Origin of the sequence: Indolivaga alginatilytica (genome assembly GCF_003201355.1) — a bacterium.
Taxonomy (GTDB): Bacteria; Bacteroidota; Bacteroidia; order Bacteroidales; family Dysgonomonadaceae; genus Dysgonomonas_A; species Dysgonomonas_A alginatilytica.
In genome coordinates, this window is the sequence record NZ_QICL01000001.1 from 524,711 (window position 1) to 545,633 (window position 20,923).

27 protein-coding genes are annotated in these 20,923 nt (G+C 37.2%); 18 read left to right on the plus strand and 9 right to left on the minus strand.

The features are described 5' to 3' along the window. Positions 1-111: 111 nt before the first annotated feature. Positions 112-1,215, minus strand: coding sequence for a phosphotransferase enzyme family protein (locus tag CLV62_RS02300; RefSeq protein WP_110309158.1), 1,104 nt, complete (start codon positions 1,213-1,215; stop codon positions 112-114). 111 nt (positions 1,216-1,326) lie between these two features. On the opposite strand from CLV62_RS02300, the gene CLV62_RS02305 reads away from it, so the two are divergent. Together CLV62_RS02305 and CLV62_RS02310 are read left to right on the plus strand one after the other, a co-directional pair. Next, positions 1,327-2,316: an AAA family ATPase gene (locus CLV62_RS02305; RefSeq protein WP_110309159.1), complete on the plus strand. Its 990-nt coding sequence runs from the start codon at positions 1,327-1,329 to the stop codon at positions 2,314-2,316. Beyond that, positions 2,313-2,858 carry a hypothetical protein gene (locus CLV62_RS02310; RefSeq protein ID WP_110309160.1) on the plus strand — a complete coding sequence of 182 codons (546 nt, stop codon included), beginning with the start codon at positions 2,313-2,315 and terminating at the stop codon, positions 2,856-2,858. Before CLV62_RS02305 ends, CLV62_RS02310 begins: the two co-directional genes overlap by 4 nt. 31 nt (positions 2,859-2,889) lie before the next feature. Here CLV62_RS02310 and CLV62_RS02315 read toward each other — a convergent pair whose 3' ends face one another. Both CLV62_RS02315 and CLV62_RS02320 read right to left on the minus strand, forming a co-directional pair. Next, positions 2,890-3,327 (minus strand): hypothetical protein, encoded by a 438-nt coding sequence (locus CLV62_RS02315; RefSeq protein WP_110309161.1) that lies wholly within the window; start codon positions 3,325-3,327, stop codon positions 2,890-2,892. After that, positions 3,324-3,872, minus strand: coding sequence for a hypothetical protein (locus CLV62_RS02320; RefSeq protein WP_110309162.1), 549 nt, complete (start codon positions 3,870-3,872; stop codon positions 3,324-3,326). Before CLV62_RS02320 ends, CLV62_RS02315 begins: the two co-directional genes overlap by 4 nt. Positions 3,873-3,946: 74 nt before the next feature. Between CLV62_RS02320 and CLV62_RS02325 the strand changes: the two genes are divergently transcribed. The 4 genes from CLV62_RS02325 to CLV62_RS02340 all read left to right on the plus strand — a co-directional run bounded on the left by CLV62_RS02325 (position 3,947) and on the right by CLV62_RS02340 (position 7,894). Next, a complete protein-coding gene (locus CLV62_RS02325) occupies positions 3,947-4,921 on the plus strand; it encodes an alpha/beta hydrolase (protein ID WP_110309163.1) in 975 nt (324 codons plus the stop codon). Between the two features lie 22 nt (positions 4,922-4,943). Beyond that, positions 4,944-6,035 (plus strand): acyltransferase family protein, encoded by a 1,092-nt coding sequence (locus CLV62_RS02330; RefSeq protein ID WP_110309164.1) that lies wholly within the window; start codon positions 4,944-4,946, stop codon positions 6,033-6,035. A 291-nt stretch (positions 6,036-6,326) separates the two neighbouring features. After that, positions 6,327-7,100, plus strand: a complete 774-nt coding sequence (locus CLV62_RS02335) for a class I SAM-dependent methyltransferase (RefSeq protein ID WP_110309165.1) — start codon at positions 6,327-6,329, stop codon at positions 7,098-7,100. A 218-nt stretch (positions 7,101-7,318) separates the two neighbouring features. After that, on the plus strand, positions 7,319-7,894 hold the full coding sequence (locus CLV62_RS02340) for an acyl carrier protein phosphodiesterase (protein ID WP_110309166.1): 576 nt from the start codon (positions 7,319-7,321) through the stop codon (positions 7,892-7,894). A gap of 600 nt (positions 7,895-8,494) precedes the next feature. Here CLV62_RS02340 and CLV62_RS02345 read toward each other — a convergent pair. Beyond that, the gene (locus CLV62_RS02345) at positions 8,495-8,992 is read right to left on the minus strand and encodes a PEGA domain-containing protein (protein WP_110309167.1); all 498 of its coding nucleotides are present in this window, start codon (positions 8,990-8,992) and stop codon (positions 8,495-8,497) included. A 416-nt stretch (positions 8,993-9,408) separates the two neighbouring features. Between CLV62_RS02345 and CLV62_RS02350 the strand changes: the two genes are divergently transcribed. The 10 genes from CLV62_RS02350 (at position 9,409) to CLV62_RS21460 (ending at position 14,839) form a co-directional block, all read left to right on the plus strand. Continuing rightward, positions 9,409-9,651: a hypothetical protein gene (locus CLV62_RS02350; RefSeq protein ID WP_110309168.1), complete on the plus strand. Its 243-nt coding sequence runs from the start codon at positions 9,409-9,411 to the stop codon at positions 9,649-9,651. Positions 9,652-9,776: 125 nt separating this feature from the next. Then, complete coding sequence (locus CLV62_RS02355; protein ID WP_110309169.1) at positions 9,777-10,031, plus strand: hypothetical protein; 255 nt, start codon at positions 9,777-9,779, stop codon at positions 10,029-10,031. Positions 10,032-10,056: 25 nt separating this feature from the next. Beyond that, positions 10,057-10,308 (plus strand): hypothetical protein, encoded by a 252-nt coding sequence (locus CLV62_RS02360; protein ID WP_110309170.1) that lies wholly within the window; start codon positions 10,057-10,059, stop codon positions 10,306-10,308. A 133-nt stretch (positions 10,309-10,441) separates the two neighbouring features. Continuing rightward, complete coding sequence (locus CLV62_RS02365; protein ID WP_110309171.1) at positions 10,442-10,693, plus strand: hypothetical protein; 252 nt, start codon at positions 10,442-10,444, stop codon at positions 10,691-10,693. Between the two features lie 37 nt (positions 10,694-10,730). Next, positions 10,731-11,186: a hypothetical protein gene (locus CLV62_RS02370; RefSeq protein ID WP_110309172.1), complete on the plus strand. Its 456-nt coding sequence runs from the start codon at positions 10,731-10,733 to the stop codon at positions 11,184-11,186. 34 nt (positions 11,187-11,220) lie between these two features. Further along, on the plus strand, positions 11,221-11,757 hold the full coding sequence (locus tag CLV62_RS02375; protein WP_110309173.1) for an REP-associated tyrosine transposase: 537 nt from the start codon (positions 11,221-11,223) through the stop codon (positions 11,755-11,757). Positions 11,758-11,944: 187 nt separating this feature from the next. Beyond that, positions 11,945-12,214, plus strand: a complete 270-nt coding sequence (locus tag CLV62_RS02380) for a hypothetical protein (RefSeq protein WP_110309174.1) — start codon at positions 11,945-11,947, stop codon at positions 12,212-12,214. 37 nt (positions 12,215-12,251) lie between these two features. Then, on the plus strand, positions 12,252-12,446 hold the full coding sequence (locus CLV62_RS02385) for a hypothetical protein (RefSeq protein WP_110309175.1): 195 nt from the start codon (positions 12,252-12,254) through the stop codon (positions 12,444-12,446). Between the two features lie 92 nt (positions 12,447-12,538). Next, on the plus strand, positions 12,539-12,853 hold the full coding sequence (locus CLV62_RS21860) for a hypothetical protein (RefSeq protein WP_185144240.1): 315 nt from the start codon (positions 12,539-12,541) through the stop codon (positions 12,851-12,853). Between the two features lie 45 nt (positions 12,854-12,898). Then, complete coding sequence (locus tag CLV62_RS21460; protein ID WP_146212679.1) at positions 12,899-14,839, plus strand: hypothetical protein; 1,941 nt, start codon at positions 12,899-12,901, stop codon at positions 14,837-14,839. 77 nt (positions 14,840-14,916) lie between these two features. Here CLV62_RS21460 and CLV62_RS02400 read toward each other — a convergent pair whose 3' ends face one another. Further along, the gene (locus CLV62_RS02400; RefSeq protein WP_146212680.1) at positions 14,917-15,732 is read right to left on the minus strand and encodes a hypothetical protein; all 816 of its coding nucleotides are present in this window, start codon (positions 15,730-15,732) and stop codon (positions 14,917-14,919) included. A 433-nt stretch (positions 15,733-16,165) separates the two neighbouring features. Next, the gene (locus CLV62_RS02405) at positions 16,166-16,810 is read right to left on the minus strand and encodes a hypothetical protein (protein ID WP_110309177.1); all 645 of its coding nucleotides are present in this window, start codon (positions 16,808-16,810) and stop codon (positions 16,166-16,168) included. Between the two features lie 172 nt (positions 16,811-16,982). Between CLV62_RS02405 and CLV62_RS02410 the strand changes: the two genes are divergently transcribed. Beyond that, the gene (locus CLV62_RS02410; RefSeq protein ID WP_110309178.1) at positions 16,983-17,783 is read left to right on the plus strand and encodes a DNA alkylation repair protein; all 801 of its coding nucleotides are present in this window, start codon (positions 16,983-16,985) and stop codon (positions 17,781-17,783) included. An 11-nt stretch (positions 17,784-17,794) separates the two neighbouring features. Here the strand turns inward: CLV62_RS02410 and CLV62_RS02415 are convergent, their stop codons facing one another. Next, complete coding sequence (locus tag CLV62_RS02415; RefSeq protein ID WP_110309179.1) at positions 17,795-18,529, minus strand: hypothetical protein; 735 nt, start codon at positions 18,527-18,529, stop codon at positions 17,795-17,797. Positions 18,530-18,536: 7 nt separating this feature from the next. Further along, positions 18,537-18,905: a DMT family protein gene (locus CLV62_RS02420; RefSeq protein ID WP_110309180.1), complete on the minus strand. Its 369-nt coding sequence runs from the start codon at positions 18,903-18,905 to the stop codon at positions 18,537-18,539. Between the two features lie 137 nt (positions 18,906-19,042). On the opposite strand from CLV62_RS02420, the gene CLV62_RS02425 reads away from it, so the two are divergent. Then, a complete protein-coding gene (locus CLV62_RS02425; RefSeq protein WP_110309181.1) occupies positions 19,043-20,113 on the plus strand; it encodes a hypothetical protein in 1,071 nt (356 codons plus the stop codon). 271 nt (positions 20,114-20,384) lie between these two features. On the opposite strand, the gene CLV62_RS02430 is transcribed toward CLV62_RS02425, so the two are convergent. Further along, entirely contained in the window at positions 20,385-20,840 is a 456-nt protein-coding gene (locus tag CLV62_RS02430; RefSeq protein ID WP_170119998.1) for an energy transducer TonB, read from the minus strand. Positions 20,841-20,923: the final 83 nt, after the last annotated feature.

Genomic DNA, 20,923 nt, shown 5'->3' on the forward strand with positions numbered 1-20,923 from the left:
CAAATAGAATAGGGTCTAAGACCTGTTTTGTGATTTAGATGTACGAATAAACCTGTGGATACTAATCTTAAAAGTATTCTCCACAGGCTTTTACTTTAAATATATTTTTATTTATTTTCCAAGAGCCGCTAGCTGAGAATTTACAATCTCACACATCTTCTCATAATTTTCGTCCAGCGATTGCAGTAATTTATACTGACCACGTGCCCGAACCAAATTGTGAGTATCGTTTTTCACCTTATAATAATTATCGCCATCAATATAATCCATCAAGAAACGAAGTACTTGCTCGAAAGTAATGTATTTGGCTGAAAAGGCTACGTTCTCAGCCTCGGCAGGAGTCATAAAACCTGCAGTCTCCGCCAGATAACCTTTGGTGTAAGCTTCGAATATATCCATATCAACATATACTTTGCTTAAATCTTCCTCATCTTCAAATCCCGCAGCATTGGTGTATGAGCGGATTGCATCGCCATAATCGTTCAGACAGATACTGTTCAGTACTGTATCAAGGTCGATTACACACAGAACCTTTTCGTTTTTATCAAAGAGAATATTACTGATCTTGGTATCGTTATGAGTGACACGGGCAGGAAGTTCGCCCGATTCGGCTTTTGCCCAGAATGCAAGCATTTCGTCTCTGCGGCTTTCGATCCACTCCACCTCTTTCTCCACTTTAGCTTTACGTCCCACAGGATCTTTGGCTATCACCTCATCCCATTGTTTGAAACGGAATCGCATATTATGAAATCCGGGAAGAATATCAGTCAATGGTTCTTTCATATCCGCAAGCATTGCCTGAAACTGACCGATACCACGCCCTCCCTGTTCAGCCAATATGGTAGAATCGGCTTTCTGATAAGTGATTGTATCTTCAATAAACAGACATGCTGCCCAATATTCGTCCTGCTCATCGTGATAATACAGTTTACCGTCCTTCGTTAGAGTTACGGTAAGAGCTTCACGCATAGGATCGCCGCCCTGAGCCACTATTTTTTTCTTCAGATGCGTCGTTACCTTATGGATATTCTCCATCATAGCAGGTATATTCTGAAAGATATTCTTGTTTTTACATTGTAAAATATAGTTCGGACTCGATCCCTCCGTTTCTACGAAAAAGGTGTCATTGATAAGGCCTTCTCCCAAAGAACGGATTTCTTTTACGGTTCCTTCAAAAGCGAATTTCTCTCCAATAACAGAAAGGTTTGTTTTCATACAAATAAGATTTAAGTTTTAATTGATTGAATTATCAAAAATACGAAAATAGTTAACCACCTACAAACAAAAATAAATAACTTTGTAACAGTTAAATCAGAAAAGAAAGATATGACAAATTTTGCATCCAATATAAAAATACAAAATTTCAAATCGATACGCAGTTTGGAATTGAATGATTGTAAAAGAATTAATCTTTTTATCGGTCGCCCCAATGTGGGTAAAAGTAATATTTTGGAAGCTTTGTCGCTGTTTAGTTTGCCGTATTTACCTATTCATAAAAAAGGAGACTTTAATAACTTAGTAAGAATAGAGCAAGTCTCTGAACTTTTTTTCGATGGTCATTCTGAGAATCTAGCACAAATCAATATTGATCAAAACAACCTTTATGTAGACAATTCATTAGAAATTATAACAATATCTAATAATAACACTAATGAAAAAGTATTTATCTATAACACTTTTCTAGAAGTTACACCTACAGAAAGCAACAACCCTATATTATTAAGGGAATACCCATATAAGAGTTATCTTTTTCCAAAAAAGGTATTATTCGAAAAATCAAGATTAGATTTCCTTCATCCTCCACATGGAGAAAACCTATTTGACATCATTCAATCTAATAAAAAACTAAAAGAGGAGTTTCTCAAAATATTCCAAACATACGGCTTAAACCTTGTTTTTGATAAAAGTAGTCAAGAACTAAAAGTCATGAAAGGTATCGAAAAAGGAGAGATTTTCCTTATTCCTTTCAATTCTATTGCAGATAGTTTACAACGATTGATCTTTTATAAAACCGCAATAAAAAGTAATAAAAATTCGGTAATCACTTTCGAAGAACCCGAGGCACACACCTATCCGCCGTATATTACCCAAATAGCACAGGATATTATAGAGGCTGACAGTAATCAGTTTTTTATAACCACTCACAGCCCCTATGTGGTAAATGAATTTTTAGAAAATGCACAAAAAGAATTGTGTATTTTCCTTATTGATTTTAAAGAGGGTGAAACAGTAGCCAGACGTTTAACTGACGAAGAACTGGATGAGGTGTACAACGATGGCATCGATTTATTTTTCAATAATGAATTTTTCTCATGAGCAGTACTACAATTATTCCAGAATGCTATGTTGACACAAACTTGATAGAAACGCTTGTTCCTCCCAAAGACGGGAAAGGCTACAACCACAAGAAAGGATGTCCGGCAGTAGCAAAAGTGATGATAGAAAAGTTTGCTGATCGGTTTGCTCTAGGCATAATGGATAAAGACAAGAAAACGGTTAAATATCTGGAAGAATTTGATTTAATAGTCAACACCAATTCATTATACTTGCATAAACATAAAACAAGACATCATTATATTATACTTATAAACCCTGCAACTGAACGTTTTGTACTAAATTCGGCTAAAGAACTAAGTATTTCACTGTCTCAATTCGGACTTCCTGATAATTTAGAGGAATTAAAACAAATAACCAAACCCGAAACCAGCAAAAATAATGCAAACCTGAAATCTGCATTTAGAGCATTAAAGGATGCTCCCGACTTTATGATCTTAAAGAGTTGGGTAAAATATATGAGGGACAATACATTTTCTACTGACACTGAAGAGTTGAAAAAGATAGCGACCTCTAACAAATAAGGAAATCGGGATTATAAAAATCCCGAAAATCTCAATCGTTAAAAAACACTTCTATTTCCTTAATTATAGCATCAAATAATTGATCTGCCCACTCATTTTCAAACGATTTGTCTATTTCCTGCTCCAGCATAGCTAAGATCGGACGGGGTGCCATTCCTTGTTTCCTTATTGTTTCGGCAATGGCATACAACACATCATTGGTGGCGGGTATTCCCTTGCGTTGTGCCCAATCTCTCAACTCGGATATGGGAGGAGCAATTCCCGAATCGGACTTCCTTCCGCCTTCGATGTAATCAATATAATCATTGAACAGAATGGTAAAAACAGGATTGCCCGAAGCCTCAACCGTGCATCTGACATCTTCTTTCAAGGCACTGTTCTTCAAGCCGTTTTCGTCCAATATCAAATGAGCGAGCGACAGGATATCTTCTGCAATACTATTCAGCACCTTTTCCATTGATTCATTCATCGTTTAGAAGTTTTAAGATCAAATACGGGCAGTTTATTTACAAAGGTTTCGCAGGCATTGGCAGCCTTCACCTCAAAGTTATTTAACGGCTTACTTATTTCGAAGTCTTTCAGCGTATCAAACTGTTCTTCGATCAGGCATAAATCCTGCATATTACGTTGCACAAAATCAACGGTAAAACGGCATCCGCAAGCATTATTGTCATAATAGTTCCGAAGGGTAAGGTACGACCATGTGGGAAGTATAGAAACGGGAACCGCTTCATCGTACTTGATACGTTCCAAAATATTCAGTCCAATGGAAAAAGCCAGATTTTGAAAATTGGCAACCTCGCTTTCGTCCTTCGGTACAAAAAGGATGGAAAAGTTTGCCGTATTCGAAAAAGTATTTGCATTATTGCGACCCGTTATCGGATCTTCGAGCCAGAAAAGCGGATGAGCTTCGTTACCCGACCCTATCTCGTAGTTGCGATTGTAATAAAAAGAGCGGATCGTTTTGTGTTCACGTGCCTGACGGCGAAACATTTCGATAATACTGTTAATCATATAAGTGGTTTTATTGAATAGATAAATCTGCAAGATTTCCTATCTTTAAAACCTGATTTATTTTTTATCTGATTATGTCACAAAAGAAAACCGGCAAAAAAAGTCTGCTTAAGCTTCTGTACCTGATTATCGCACTGTTTGTGCTGCTCAATGTATTTGCGGCAATACAGGCATATAGCATGACTCACTTTGTGGAAAACTCGGACATGAAGAAAGCCGATGTCGAATTCTCCGCAGGCAATGCCGTTAAAGCCATTGTATTCGGTATAGATTTGCCGCGTCCCAAAAGTGATATAATACCCGATCGTCCTTACGAAAATGTAACAATTCCGGCAGAAGACGGAAACACCCTCGAAGCATGGGTCATGCCCACCGATTCAGTCTCAAAAGGAATGGTTATACTTTTTCACGGTTATGGCGACGAGAAATCGTCGATGCTCAGCCATGCCTGTATACTTCTCGATATGGGATACGATGTACTTATGCCTAATTTCATGGGGTCGGGCAATTCGTATGGAAACGGAACTACCCTAGGCTATCTCGAAGCCAAGAATGTAAAACAAACATATGACTATGCTGTGAGCCAACTGAATCAAAAACATATCACATTACTGGGCTTTTCGATGGGTGCAGCGGCTATCACTAAAGCTCAACACGATTACAATATGGCTGTTGACGGTATCATACTCGAAGCACCTTATGGCAGTATGCTCGATGCGGTAAGCATCCGCATGGGTACAATTCCTGTTATCAGTAAATTCACAGCCGCATTAATGACTTTCTGGGGAGGTAAACTCAGCGGATTTAATGCTTTTGAGATGAATCCCGAAGAATATGTGAAAACAGTGAATACCCCTACCCTGATGATGTACGGCGGACAAGACCTTCGCATTCCGGGAGAAGAATCGGTTCGTATTTTCGACAATATCAGCTCTAAAGATAAAACCCTGCATATGTTTCCCGAAGCAAAACACGAAGACTATACCTTGAAGTATCCCCAAGAATGGAAAAACATAGTCAGTAATTTCTTATCGACAACCTCAATATAAATATAACCTTAATGATAATTATATGCACACAACAGAACAGCGACTTTCTGCGAAACCTTATTATTTTGATGTATTAGATGGGCTGAGAGGTACGGCAGCTATAGTAATTCTCGTTTTCCATTATCTGGAAATGATTTATTGGAACTATGCCGATAACCTTCTCGGACATGGCTTTTTAGCTGTAGATTTTTTCTTTTGCCTCTCGGGGTTTATTATCGGATTTGCGTATGATAAACGGATGCCGCAAATCGGAATAAAAAACTTCTTCGCTAACCGCCTCATCCGCCTGCATCCGCTTGTTATTGCAGGTACAATAATCGGAGCGATCGGATATATTTTCAATCCTTTTATGGACGGAGCTTATACACTCGAATGGGGGCTTATAATTCCGGCATTTATCGCTTCACTCTTCATTCTGCCCACCCCTTTTCTCACAGGCAGAGCAGGAGCATTGTTTCCCTACAATTCGCCCGCATGGTCACTGTTCCTCGAATACCTCGCCAACATAGTATATGCACTTGTATTGATACGCCTCAAAAACAAATGGTTACTCGTTCTTGGCATTGCAAGCGCAATCTGGTTAACCTATAGTTCGTATTCTTCGGGATGGCTTATCAACGGATGGGACGGCAAAACATTTCTCGACGGATTTCCACGGGTTAGCTTCTCTTTTATTGCCGGACTATTGATATTCCGTTTCAACCTCATCTGGAAAAACAAATTCGGATTCATACTGCCCTTTGTTTTACTGATTGCCGTGTTCTTATATCCACACTCCGAAAACGACTGGCTTACCGAGTCGTTACTGGTAATCGTGGTCTTTCCTCTTACAATCAGTATCGGTTCGGGAGCTTCGGTTAACGGGCTGATGCAATCTTTCTGTAAATTTATCGGGCGTTTGTCTTATCCGCTTTACATGACACACATCACTACCGTCTGGACATTTGGTAATTACTATAACAAATACAGTCCATCGGGCATGAAGCTTGTAATGATCGTTACGGCATTAATTATTTTCAACCTTGTGTTTGCCTATATCATCATGCGGATTTTTGACGAACCTGTACGTGCATGGCTCACGACTAAACGAAAACAGATGAGAATGAAGCCTTAAACCAAGACTTTTATTCTGACGTTTTTTTCGATAGCAGCATACAATTTACGGTTCAATCCGAAAATTGTATATCTTTGTAAAATTAAAATTAGTGTATGTTTACTATTTCAATACTAAAGAAGGAGTCCGTGTCGTAAACAATCTGTATCTTTTTACAGGTTGTCCTTTCGTTTGTTCCCGAATAATCTTTTGGGAATAGTTCATTGTATTTAATTATCAGAATTAATATTTCATATCATGCAAGGCTGTTACCAGATCCTTTTTGCATCATATGACTAAAAACGAAACATGATGAGTAACGAACATAAATCAATTCACGAATTCGACTTCAACTTAATCTGCGAATACTTCACCCATGTAGAACGACAAGGACCCGGAAGCCCCGAAATTACCATAAAAGCGTTGAGCTTTGTGGAAAATCTGACTTCGGAATCACGCATAGCCGACATAGGTTGCGGAACGGGCGGTCAAACCATGGTACTGGCACAGCATGCACCGGGAAATGTTACAGGTATCGACATCTTTCCTCAGTTTATAGAACAGTTTAACATCAATACCGCTCAACTGGGCTTGAACGACAGGGTGAAAGGCATAGTCGGCTCGATGGACAATCTTCACTTCAAGAATGAAGAGCTAGACCTGATCTGGTCTGAGGGAGCAATCTACAATGTCGGATTTGAACGAGGCATCAACGAATGGCATAAATTCTTGAAAACGGGAGGCTATTTAGCAGTTACGGAAGCATCGTGGTTTACAGACGAACGTCCTGCCGAGATTAACGATTTTTGGAACGATGCCTATCCTGAGATAGATACAATTCCTAACAAAGTAGCTCAGATGCAGAAAGCAGGATATATTCCCGTAGCCACATTTATACTACCCGAAAGCTGTTGGACAGAACATTTCTATTCGCCGCAAGCCATTGCACAGGAAATCTTCCTGAAGAAGCATGCAGGAAATAAAATGGCGGAAGGTTTTATTGCCAACCAACGGCACGAGATGGAACTATATAATCAATACAAAGCCTATTACGGCTATGTATTTTACATAGGTAAAAAAATCTGAATCATTTAAAAAGAAGGGAGGGTGTCCCAAAAGTAGAATGGGCACACAAAACACACTGAATATACAGATTTTATATTTTCAAATTTCACTTATAATGAGATGCTTATAAAAAATATAAATCTGTGACATATCTGTATTTTCCGTGTTCTCCGTGTTCTGATACTACTTTTTAGACAGCCTCTTTCTTAAGTAAAACTATTTACCGAGACACCCTCAATATGAACTATCTGGCACATGCATATCTGTCGTTTAATAATCCCGACCTGCTTATCGGAAACCTCATTGCCGATTGTGTAAAGGGTAAACAGATAAACGATTTTTCACAAGGCGTACAACAAGGCATACACCTGCACCGAAAAATAGATGAATATACCGATGCACACCCCGTTATCCGGGAGATACAGAAATTGTATACCCTATCGGCAGGAAGATACAACGGAGTCTTTCTGGATGTGACATTCGATCATTTTCTGGCAACAGATTCGCTCAACGAACCGCCCGAAGGCTGGCAGAAATTCAGTAAGTGGTGCTATCTGCAAATAGATAAAAATATAGACGAAACACCCCATATATTTCAACGTCTGTTTTCGTACATGAAAAAAGAAGACTGGCTCTACAACTACCGTTACAAATGGATGATGCAACGAAGCTTTGAACGTCTTGCTCAACGGGCAAAGTATCTGCCGGAAGATGCCAACATTTATTCGGCTTTCGAGCAGAATTACAATGAACTTCAGGAGGGATACAAAATCTTTTTCCCCGAACTAAAGCAATTTGTTGAAAAAGAACTTTAAGTTGTTTTTTATCTATCAAGCGGACAAATCTTTTGAGGCACGGATACTTTCGGAGTGCGAAGCGTGGATCGGCTTAATATAGCCGGCACGATTTGGGGCAACCGGGCAAAATTGAGTATATCGTTGGTCCACTATTATTTATTCTATCTTTTGAGTCTTAAAGCCTTCCATAGCTTATGGCTTGTAGCTTAAGTAAGTCGCCATACAACTTACTTGCTATTGTTGTGTCCATATTAATCTGAAACCAAAATCGACTCAAACAATAAAAACCCAGCAAACGACTCAGCAAACGGCTCACCTACTACAATGAAAATCAAAAACTTAAATACAAATCAGACTCAGTAATAGACTCAGCAAACAACTCAGTGGCAACTCAGCGGCGACCCAAACTTAAAGAAAGAAAAGAAAGAGGAAGAAAGAAATACTATTTCCCCCTATAATCCCCCAAAGGGAGATATTCCGATGATTTTATCTATCCTAAAAAATGTACATTCATTCACAAAGAGTACTTATGCCCTCTGCATTCGAGGGAGACACAAAAAACAAACGCCTCAAATCTCTTCGGATCAAGGCGTTTAAGCATTCGATAATCAAATGGAATTACTTATCCAAAATTTTCTTCTTTTCTTTTTCGAACTCCTCGGCGGTAATGATCTTGTCATCCAGAAGTTTTTTCAGATTTCTCAACTCTTCCGATTTGCTTTGGCTCAAAGTACCTGAGTCTTTTTTAACCTCTTCTACTTTCGTTCCCGAAAGAGGAACCATTTCGTAAGTACGCTCGGGTTTATATTTCATAGTCCACAAAAACGGAACCAATACAAATATACCGCCGATAATAGCACCTACGTCAGCCTGTTCACTTCTCGAAAATCCTACATTAAGGGGTTCATAACCTTCTTTTTCCAGTTTAACAGAAGTGTACGATCCTACAATTTTAGTGTCGGTGTGCTTATATGGAGTTGTCCCCACAGCTTCCCCATTGAGAAAAACTCTCGCGCCCGCCGGTGATGAATTGATCACAGTCGAACTCGAACAGCTTGCTAACAATAAAGAACCTGCTAAAATAAAGGATATGACTCCAACTTTGTTTTTTTTCATATTATGCGATTTAAGTGTGATTACAATCGCAAATATATCAAAATATTTAACTGTTTATCTCTTTTTTCCTTTTTCTGCATCATTAATCTCAACAATTTCTAATTTTAACATTAAAAATTCATAAAACGAGTTATCAGACAAACCACATACCAATCTAATAAACAACACATTACAGAATAAACAAGTTAGAAAGCAACTCACCAATCAACTCAAACTTTAAGAAAAAATAAGAAAGAAATACTTATTTCCCTCTATAATCCCCCGAGAGGATGTATATCAATAATTCTATCTATCCTAAAAATCTTAATCTCATGATGTACTAAAGACACTTTTATTTCTCTCCTGTTAAACCTTATTCCGTTCGGGCAGTCTATACTGATAACAAACAATAGAAACCTTTAACACATACACAGAATATGAAAACAGATTTGTATACCAAAATTATCCTTACTGTAATTGCGATACGCTCTACTGTAAACCTGCTAAAAGAACTGGGAATAATGCTAAGTACCAAGGTAAAAAAAGCTGCAACCGTTGCTGCCCCTACACAAGCCACCCCTGTGGATGTGAACATTACACACATCAACGGTTGTGCTTTGGAGGACAATTACAACGGTTATGTAATTCCGGTCGAAATGATAAAGAACCGTGACAAATAAACCGATTGCCGCTTCCTCTACCAACACACTACTAACACTTTTTATTTCCTGCTGATTAAACCTTCGATAAGTTGAATAGTCTATATTTGTATACGAGCGATAGTAACCATTTAATACACATGATTATGAAAACAGGTTTATTTTCGATACTCACCTCTGCTATAAGATCTATACCCTTCATAGCCAATTATCTGAAAAATATGGAAGCCATATATTCCGCAAGATTCAATGCGGATGTTCCTCCCACATATCCTACTGTTACAACTACCGAAAGTGTATTGTGGGAAAAGAATACTTTACATATCGACAGTTTGGCTGACGGCGATATTTACAGCAATTCCACTACAGCTTTTGAAATTACAGAAAATCAAGATAAATAATAATAACCATTAATTTTCACTGATTATGAAAACAGACTTGTATACCAAAATCGTTCTTACGATTATCGCTATTGCACTAAGTGCTATCGCTTTCCAAAATGTAAATTTTGTTTCTACAGCTACAGCAAGCACCGCCTCAACTGCACCCAACCCTTTGCCTGCACCAACGCAAAACAATGTGATTGATGTTAGGTTGGTAGACGTTGGTGGTGAAATAGGTACGCGAAGTTATCGTACACAGGTTCCAGTAGTAATTGTGGAAAATAAAGACAAATAATCTTTATAATAAGATACATATACAGAGCACCAACCAAAACGGTGCTTTTTTTATTACCCCCCATTAAACCTTACATAATCTGAATAGTCTATATTTGTATACAAACAATAGAAACCATTAACAAACTTAGATTATGAAAACTGACTTGTATACAAAAACCGTTCTTACTGTGATTGCTGTATTTTTAGGTGTATTGATATTTCAAAACACAAGTGTAATATCAACTGTACAGGCAAACACTGCTGCAACCTCACCTACTCCTATACCTACTGCGATACAAAATACTCCTGTCGATGTGAATATTGTACAAGTGGATGGTAAACCTGTATTAGTTGAGGGTTTTAATGGAAAAAATGCACTAAGGGTTTCGCAAAATCAATATTGAATTTTCACCAATTTATCTATCCAATAAAAGAATAGATATGAGTGATAATAAAAAAATATTTATAATAGAAATTAATGGAGTTAAGCAGGCATATAATGAGGTATGCCTGCTAACAGATGCAATAAATGGTCTGGAAGTATCATTAACTAAATCTAAAATAACAAAATTGTTATCTAATATATTTAGCAGTATTAATAATATTAGCTCTGCATTTAAAACTACCAATGCTGATATTGAGAAAATAATTGCAGATACTCCCAAGCTTGAAGCTCTTATAAAACAGCTTGATACTATAAACACACAGGTTACAAAAGTTAAAAGTATAACAGACACAGCAAGCACTACGTCTGAATCAAAGCCTACCACAAGTGTAACTGAGAAGAAAAATGATTCCTCTACAACAAATTCGGAAACAGAAAAGCAAATAAAAGCATTTAATGATAGTATAAAAAAGACTCCCGTCCCTTGGGATTTGCAATCCCAAGGATACTAATCAAAGGATTTGCAATCCTTATTTAATTTAAAACATGGATATAAAAAACAAATTAACATCAGATATCTATTTTGTGACAATGACTGTAACAAATTGGATTGATGTTTTTACTCGTCCGGATTATAAACATATTATAATAGATTCATTAAATTATTGTAGTGCTAAAAAAGGATTAAATATCCACGCATGGGTGTTAATGACTAATCATCTTCATTTGCTTATTAGCAGTGAACAAAATATATCGGATATCTTAAGAGATTTTAAAAAGTATACCTCCAAACAGCTCACACAGAATATTAGTGAAAACATCTCTGAATCCAGAAAAGAATGGCTACTAAACTTATTTGGATATGCTGCGAGTATAGACAAAAAAGTGAAAAATTATAAATTCTGGCAAGAAGGCAATAACATCCAATTAGTTTATAGTGAGTCGTATTGTAAACAAAAAATCGATTATATTCATCAAAATCCTGTAAAAGCCGAAATTGTTAATTGTCCTGAGGATTATCGTTATAGTTCTGCTAATGATTATATGGGAAATAAAGGTTTGGTGGAAATTATTATTATTTAATGAATACAATATGGATTTCAAATCCACAACTAAACACTCGGGATTATAAATCCCGAGAAACGATTATAAGTAATTTTCACAAGCACTGCTACAAACGGTGCTTTTTTATTTCCCCCATTAAACCTTACATAATCTGAATAGTCTATATTTGTATACAAACAATAGAAACCATTAACAAACTTAGATTATGAAAACTGACTTGTATACAAAAACCGTTCTTACTGTGATTGCTATATTTTTAGGTGTATTGATATTTCAAAACACAAGTGTAATATCAACCGTACAGGCAGGTACTGCTGCAACCTCACCTGCTCCATTACCTGCTGCTGCACAAGCTGCTCCTGTAGACGTGAATATTGTGCAAGTCGCTGGAGTAGATTTAAAACTTACTACAGATTACAATTTTAATAGCCTTAGTGGTATACCTGTTCATATAAGATACAATAGCGATAAATAAAAATCTTCTTAATTGCCATTTTATCTATAATAGAAAAATGGCAAAGAAAAAATATGAAATTGATATAAATATAGGAGGGCGAAAAGAACTAAAAGAGACCATTAAAGATATTGAAACCCTTGATGAAAATATAATGGCATCGAAGTTCTCGTCTAAGCTGGCAAAAATGTTTGGGAGTGCATCCGATTCTATTAAAGGTTTCTGTAATTTTCACAAGCACTACTACCAATAGTGCTTTTTTATTGCCCTACAATTAAACCTTGTATAATCTGAATAGTCTATATTTGTATACAAACAATATTAAACAATTAACAAACATAGATTATGAAAACTGACTTGTATACAAAAACCATTCTTACTGTAATTGCTGTATGTCTTACTGTAAACTTATTAAAAGAGTTTGAGATTATACCAGCCGTACAAGCAAATACGGCAGCAACTGCTCCTGCTCCGATACCTGCTGCAACGCAAACTGCACCTATAGATGTGAATATTACGCATATAGGAGGGATCCTTATAACTACGAAGAAAGACCAGAAAGATGAATATGAAGTAACAGATTATAAATTATTTTATAGAAAAGCAATCAATATCTACGATGGATTCCCTGTGAGATTTGATAATAACAACAACAAATAAAAACTAATATATACCATTTGTCATTTTTATCTATAAAAGAAAAAGATGGCAAATAATAAGAAGACCTTAAGTATAGATTTAAAAATAAATGGTGATAAACAATTAAAGGAAACAGTCAACGACCTTACCGCTTTAGATAAAGCGATAATAACTGCAAAATTTCCAACTAAACTAGCCGAATCGTTTCGGAGTTTTTCTGATTTATCGGTAATTTTCTCTAAAGACACCGATTATATGGTTGAAGCAATAACCAAAGTAGTACCTACTATGAATGTTGCGTCACAGAAAATAAACGACATAGCCACAACCTATCTCGGCATTTCGGGCAAAAGGCAAATAGATGAGATAGAAAAGCTCTCGAAAATAAAATACAGCAGCGATATAAAGTATACAGAAGAGGCGAAAAAATTATACGAGAACTACTATAATAGCCAACAAAAGCTATATAGTAATGATCTAGAAAAACTAAAACAGATATCCAAAGAAAAGAAAGAGTATGAGGAAGCATATATTCAACGAAAGAAAGAAATACAGAGAGAAGTAGAGAAGTCTCTTAAATATGGACAAAGTGATACGCCTGATACTGTTGCAATCAAACTCATCACCGAACTCAAGAATCTAAGTGACCTAAAAAAAGATGCCAACTTATCTAATATTGTTATTCAAAAACAATTTATCAAAGAAGAAGAAACCCTACAAACCGACCGAAATAAACGCATTGCGGATTTAGAAACATCGGCATTAGAACGCAATGCCGAAGCCGGGCAGACATTCAACTTTATAAAGCTAAATGAGACAAAAGAAAACTATAAGGAAATAGAAAAGCTTCGACTGGAGAATATTAAAGCAGCAAAAGAGGAAGCCAAACGCGTTGCTGACGCTTACGACGAAATGGCAAAAGCATTTGAGAAAGGGTCAACAGGAGAAGCCGTTATTCTGGAAGAAAAAAAAAACAAACTATCTGGCATCAACAAGCAGATAATCAAAGATCAGCAGGCTGTAAACGATTCTACCAAAACTATTACGGCAGCCACACAAATATACTACGATGAGCTGGCTAAAAAGATAACCGATTTTCACACCAAATGGACAGAGGTATATGGTGCTATGGGTGGTATGGTAAAAGGATTTCTCGATTTACAAATAACGGGTTTAAAAGAAGACCAGGAAGAAACGGCCAAAGTGATTGCCGAAAAAACTAAAGCATATGAAGAACACACGGGAAAAGTAAAAAGCCTTGAAGAAGAAGCCAAAACAGCCTCCGGCGGACGGGCAATTGTAGTGCAGGAACAATTGGCTCGCGAAATGGAAGCTCAGGCAGAACTGCTTAAACAGAAAAAAGAAGCCGAAAAAGAAAAAGAAGAAATCGACAAACAGATTGCCCGAAAGAAAAAGCAGCAAGCTAAAATAGACAAGGTACAAGAGATCGCTAAAGCAACCGCCAATCAGGCAGCGGCAATCATCAAGGCATGGGGCATGGGGCCTATCTTGGGACCTATTATGGCTGGTATTACTGCATTAGCCACAGGAATACAAATTGTCAAGATGAAACAGGAATGGGACAAACTCGAAGACGGAGGCTTGCTTAAAGGCAAACGTCACTCACAGGGCGGAATGCGTATCGAGGGGAGCAATATAGAAGTGGAGGGCGATGAATTTGTGGTTAACCGCATATCGACCCGAAAGAATCTGGGCTTGATCGATTATATCAACACACAACGCAGGGAATTGTCGCCTGCCGACCTTACGACCTTTTTTGCACGTAGCGGTCGGAATAACACCGTACAGCAGCACACCATCAAGCATATGTACGAACAGGGCGGACAGTTGACCAATCTCGCAGTGGTGGATTCGTCAACGGCTCCCGACAACAGTAAGATTCTGGAAGCTATTTCACGGATCAATTTTCAACCCGTAGTTTCAGTCGTTGATATTGCCAACGCACAAAGCAATATAACGCATGTAAAAGATATTGCAGGAGTGTAAAGCAGTTAGCAGTTAGCAGTTAGCAATGAACAATTAAAAGTACTTGTTGACTGTTAACTGTTGACTGTTAACTGATTTTATGCTACGGGGCGGAGACGGATATACTGATCGAGCCCTGCATAATTACCCTCGGCAGCCCAGTAATCCCTGTTACTCAGAACAGCCATATAGAGATAACTATCGCTACTCCAATACATTTTGTCGCTGCCCAATGGTATCCAGTTCTTGATGTACATACCTATCATGGGGTCGATATAGCGCTTATTGCTAACCTCATACAAGTCTATGTATGCAGCTCCTTCAAAGGAATCGACGTCTACACTTACAATGTATTTTTCGTCAGCCGACAGATAAGGAAAGTTCGCAAAAGTCTGCACGGTGCGTCCTCCGTTCTTATCTACAAAGAAATAATTCCAGTCTTCCCAATAAATACCCGATATAAGATATGCATTGAGGGCTTTCACCTGTCCCACATAACTATATTCCTTGTGATTCTCGCCATCCGAAAGATTATCGGTGAGGGTGACATATGCACCATTGGTACAAGGCAGGCGCAACATGCCTTTATTCTTCTGAATAGCAGCAGTATCGAGTGTGAAGTATTGAACAGCCGAACCTTTGTTTTTCATGAAAGTATCTCTGTCGATCAGTTCTATCACAAAAAAATCAGCCAACTGATTACCTCCGTCATAGTCGGTATACAAGTCTTTTTCAGTCAGAATATGTTTTTTGATAAATTGGATGGTTTGTTCTTCCTCCACCGTCTGTATAGCAGTATCAATAACCGCAACGGTATCCACAGGTAGGCTTTGTGCCTGCTCAGCATTATTCGAAGGATTTTTACACCCCACCATTACGAGCGTTACCGCAACAACTAAAACCTTAGTCCTCATAACTTTATCTTGCAAGTTTATGCATTATTATATAACCTAAATATACTACCAATCTCACAATAAAAACATGCTTTTTAAAAATCGCCACAAAGATAGTGAAGTTCACTTTATTTGTTAGACTTTAACATAAAGATTTTCAAAGAATAAAAACACTTTAACGTTTCATCTCTTTTTAACTTTGTGTATCGGTTTGCTACTAAGTAACGTTTAATATTTAATGCGATGTTTTATCAGTATAACTATCTCCGGTTGTTATGCCTGCCAAAGCAACGTTTAAAGCAGTGAGAGCAGAGTCAAGTTTACTTGAACTATGCCGAATCGCGATAAACGACTAATCCAATTGAATAAAAAGGTCTGTGACCTTACAACTGAAAGCAGGTCTGTGGCTACTTTTTTTCAAAAGAGCATTCTGTAAAACAGAACCACAAAGCTATCAATCTATATAACCTTTTACCGTTAATGCGTTCACCACTACTCTATCTACTTGATTACTGATCAGGCTATCAAGAGTATACTTATCTATACTGCCATTAAACATAGAGGGCAATACTTTTTGAAGTACCAGAGCCGGATTATCGGGAGAAAAAAGCATTTTTCCGAAACTACCCGCTTTACTGAAATAAAGAAACGTCATCTCGTCACTTTCGGGAAAACTAACCCCGAAAAAGAAATAAAATCCACTTAACGACCTTAACATTCCGGCACCTATCTTATCCAGAAAACTTTCATACCCGTACTTAGTCAGTATTTCGGGCAGTGTTTTTATTGGTTCAGCTTCTTTTTCACCATATATCTCGAATAAAGAGTCGCCAATTTTAAACCCTCCATGACTGCACAGAAAATCAACAAGAGCATCGGGTACTCCTACGGCATGCCTCTCTTCAAATCCTGACGGATAATGCTTCGAGACCTTTCCTGTAGGATGATACGAATATGCTTTATTCTCAGAAAAATGATACGAATAATCTTTCTTCGAGAAATAATTTTTCATTTCTGCTTCACGAAACCGCAAAAACCGATCGAGAGCCTGTTGCCATGTTTCGTTTTTGGTTCCTAAAAAAATTCTGTAATCTTCCATTTCCCAACAATTATTCTTAGTATAAAGACTATAACAAACTAAAGCTGTTTTTGTTAAGGTCTGAGACCTTTTTATTACTTTTGTAAATATAGCTGCAAGTTACAGGAAAATAGTTACAAGCTACCAATGAACAAGCCTTGTAAACCGATAACTGATTTCTAAAATTAATTACATGGAACAAAAACGAAAAGGAGCCAGATCACTCAATGATTTATCACAAGAGATACTGGATCAACTCAACAACGGAACGATCGAAAGTGCAAACCTTACCGAATGGCTGGCTGTGGATCAAACCCTATTACTGCAACATCTCCTTCAAAATAACAACAGAATACATTACTTGGAACCGATACTTCTCGAAATAGCTAAACTGAAGAAGCAAACAACCAATACGCAAAATGAGACAATAGGGATAGGATTATTAAATGAAACCTCTAAAAAGAAGGATTCTCAATTTTTGATGGATATATCCTCGCATACCTCCGATTCGGTACGTTGCTGGATTACCTACACCATTGGTCGGAATCCCGAATTATCACTGTCTGAGAAACTACAACGGATACAAGCTTTTGCAGCAGATAGTCATTTCGGAGTGCGGGAGATTTCGTGGATGACCGTTCGCCCGTCGATCATTGAAAATCTGACGGAAAGCCTTCAAATATTAGCAAAGTGGACATCTTCGGAGCACGAAAACATCAGACGTTTTGCCTCAGAAGCTACCCGACCTCGGGGAGTATGGTGTGAGCATATCGAGATATTGAAACAGAATCCCGAACTGGCTCTTTCAATTCTCGAGCCCTTAAAATCCGATTCTTCTAAATATGTTTGCGATAGTGTAGGTAACTGGCTTAACGATGCAAGTAAAACCCAACCTCAGTTTGTTATAGATCTCTGCCGAAAATGGGAGAACGAAAGTACCACCAAATCAACAGCTTATATTGTGAAGAAAGCAATGAGAACGCTTAATAAATAAAACAGCTCTGTCTATTCGATTTTCACCGTCCATCCCTTTCGGGTGGCAATCGTTTTATCACAAGTAGCATCCCCTGCATTATTGCTAAGAGTAATAGTCCGCGTATCAGACGCTGTTTGCGGTAGCTGCTGAAACAGGGCATTAAGGGCTGTTGCCGATAGGAGTCGATTGTCGGATAGAGAGATTGTATTTAAAGCAGGATTGTTCTTTAGCACAATACCGGACAAGCTGTCGCATTTCGATATTGTAAAATTCTCCATCAGAGATAAGCTGCCAAAATCTACAGCTTTCAGACCCGATGTTGTTATACCAACTGATTTGAGCGACTGATTTTTAAGCACAAATGCTTTCAGATGGCGACAATTAGTTAAATTCAAACCGGTAATGGCTTGTCCCACACTGTCTATCGAAATATCCAGTCTTGTGACTCTGATCGCTCTGAAATTGACTGTATAACTACCTGTCGACGGAAAAGCATACCTCAATGGGCGCAAATGGGGTGAACCCACCGCCGTAGAATCAGGATTAACATATTCAACCAGTCTGCTTCCATCACCCCAATTTACAATCATCTGGCTGACATGTATGATAGGTGTGAAAACCAGATTCTCCGAAAGAGCTATTTCTACGTTCATCTCTACAATCTGAGCATCACGATCGGTAATATATAAAAATGGCGAATCATTATTTTGTTCACAAGACGTTGCAACAAAAACAATCAGAAATAAATAAATTATCTTATACATAATACCATCATTTTTTGAACACCAGATATACAGCAGCAATCAGAAATACAAAAGCAAGAATATGATTCCATTTAAAAGCTTCGTTCTTAAATACTATAGTCGTAAATACCATAAAGACAGTTAAACTGACAACTTCCTGAATGATTTTAAGTTGAATAAGAGAAAAGGGCCCTCCGTTTTCCTGATAACCAATCCGATTGGCAGGTACTTGAAAGCAATACTCGAAAAAGGCAATTCCCCAACTAATAAGAATTACTCCCAACAAGGGCAATGCAGCAAACCACGAAAAATCTTTCATCTTTAGATGCCCATACCAGGCAATAGTCATAAAAATATTCGAAGCGATAAGCAACAAAATTGTATAAACTGATGACATTCTTTTTATTATAATACTGACTGAATAAATTATCGGAGCAAAAGTAACTATTCGGAATTAGATGTAAGAGTTTTATGCATAAATTTATTTACAATAAAACGTATCTTTACAACAAGATCTAATGATTAAATGAAAAAATGAAAAAGATAATATCGCTAATTATTATACTATGCTGCTTCAGCTATAACCTTAAAGCAGATCCTGATACTAAAGCTTTTCAACTGACCACACCTCCCGACCTTGTGGTGGATAATAGTCTCTATAATAAATTTGAGTTTATCGACAGCAGATCTTTTAATGATTATCTTGGGTTTGTACAGACCTCCATATTTAATTTTGTGACTGCTGTTATTGAAGAACCATCATTAGAAAAACAACTAAATAGTGTTTTTCAACAGATTACAACTCAAAACGCACAAAAAGGGACGCTTGTATTTCAGCTAAGGCGGTTGTATTTCAGCGAAATAACAAAAAACACCAGCGAAACCGGCTATTGCCACATACGCTACAATCTATACGAGAAAAAGGACAATCGATATTACTTTATCAGCATGCTCGATACATTGGTAACCGTAAAAGCAATGGATGTAACCGGCAAGTTGCTAAGCAAAGCATCCAATACAATAGTCTCACATATAGCAAACAATCTTACTCAGCAAGCTGATCCTAAACGATCGTACTCTATGGTTGATGTACTTAACATCAATTACTTCGAAAAAGGAGATCTCAAATTATATGGTATTACTCAGCTAAAGGATGGACTTTACAAAGATTTTAAAACCTTTGCAAATCAAACACCTAAAGAATATAAAATAGAACCTTATTTTGAAGATAGCCTTTTAGTATCGTTCAAAGCTACAGACATTAAGACTAACAAACAGATCAAATTTAAAGCAGACGATGTGTATGCACTTGTTATAAACGGGCAGGCATATGTTTCGAATTACAAGTGCTATGTACCTATTTTTAAGAAAGATGGCGAATATCAATTTATAAATAAAGGAACTATAAGAAACAGCACTTTCTTTCATACTGTCGGAATACAGAATCCTGATAAGAAATTTAATCTCGGAAAATACTTAACAGCTCCTGTAACTCTGGACAAAAATCGCATAGTTGACCATCCTATCACCATGACAATAGATCACCTAAATGGCGAATATATACCAACTCCCGAAAATGCGAGTTTTTATTATTATTTCAAATAGACGAGGTCTCAAAAATCCTTCCGTGGCAAGACCAAGTCTGATTAAAATTTTCAAACCATTCATTATCAATGAATTAAATATAAATTTTCCTTGATTTAAACCTGTTCGTTAGGTCTCCTTCGTAATCGAATACTTCTATAGTTTGGTATTTAGACTTTACGGAATTATTGTCTATGCATAAAAAAATACCCTAAGCGATAAGCAACAAAATTGTATAAGCTGACGACATTCTTTTTATTGTAAATAAGGAATAAGTCCGCAGAACTTTTTATTACCTTGATGTTTCAGGCGTTTTTTTGTCATTAGGTAATTTAAAAGAAAACGGGAGAGTATAATAAACATCAACAGGTTTACCTTTCTGTATCCCGGGTACCCATTTGGGCATTATCGAAACCACCCTTACCGCCTCCGCATCACATGACGGAGAAAGACTTTTCATCACATTGATATCCTCTACACTGCCATCTCTAGAAACTCTAAACCGAACAACGACCTGACCTTCTATTCCTTGTTTAACTGCATCTTGAGGGTACAGCAAATTCTGTCTCAAAAAGTTCAACAAACCTTCATATCCTCCCATAAAAACAGGCATATCAACAACTTTCTCTCCTACTTTAAAGGATTCGTCCTTACTTTTCACATAAGAGCTATCTTGGGCTTGTAAATGATTTATATTGAAAAATATCGCCAAGAAAGAAAATAATAATAAATACTTCAATTTTTTCATGTCTGTTAGTTTAAAAGTCTGGCAAAGATAATAATTCTCCCCCATTCGCCCGAAAAAATAAATCTTGGTTTTATCTATCAGTA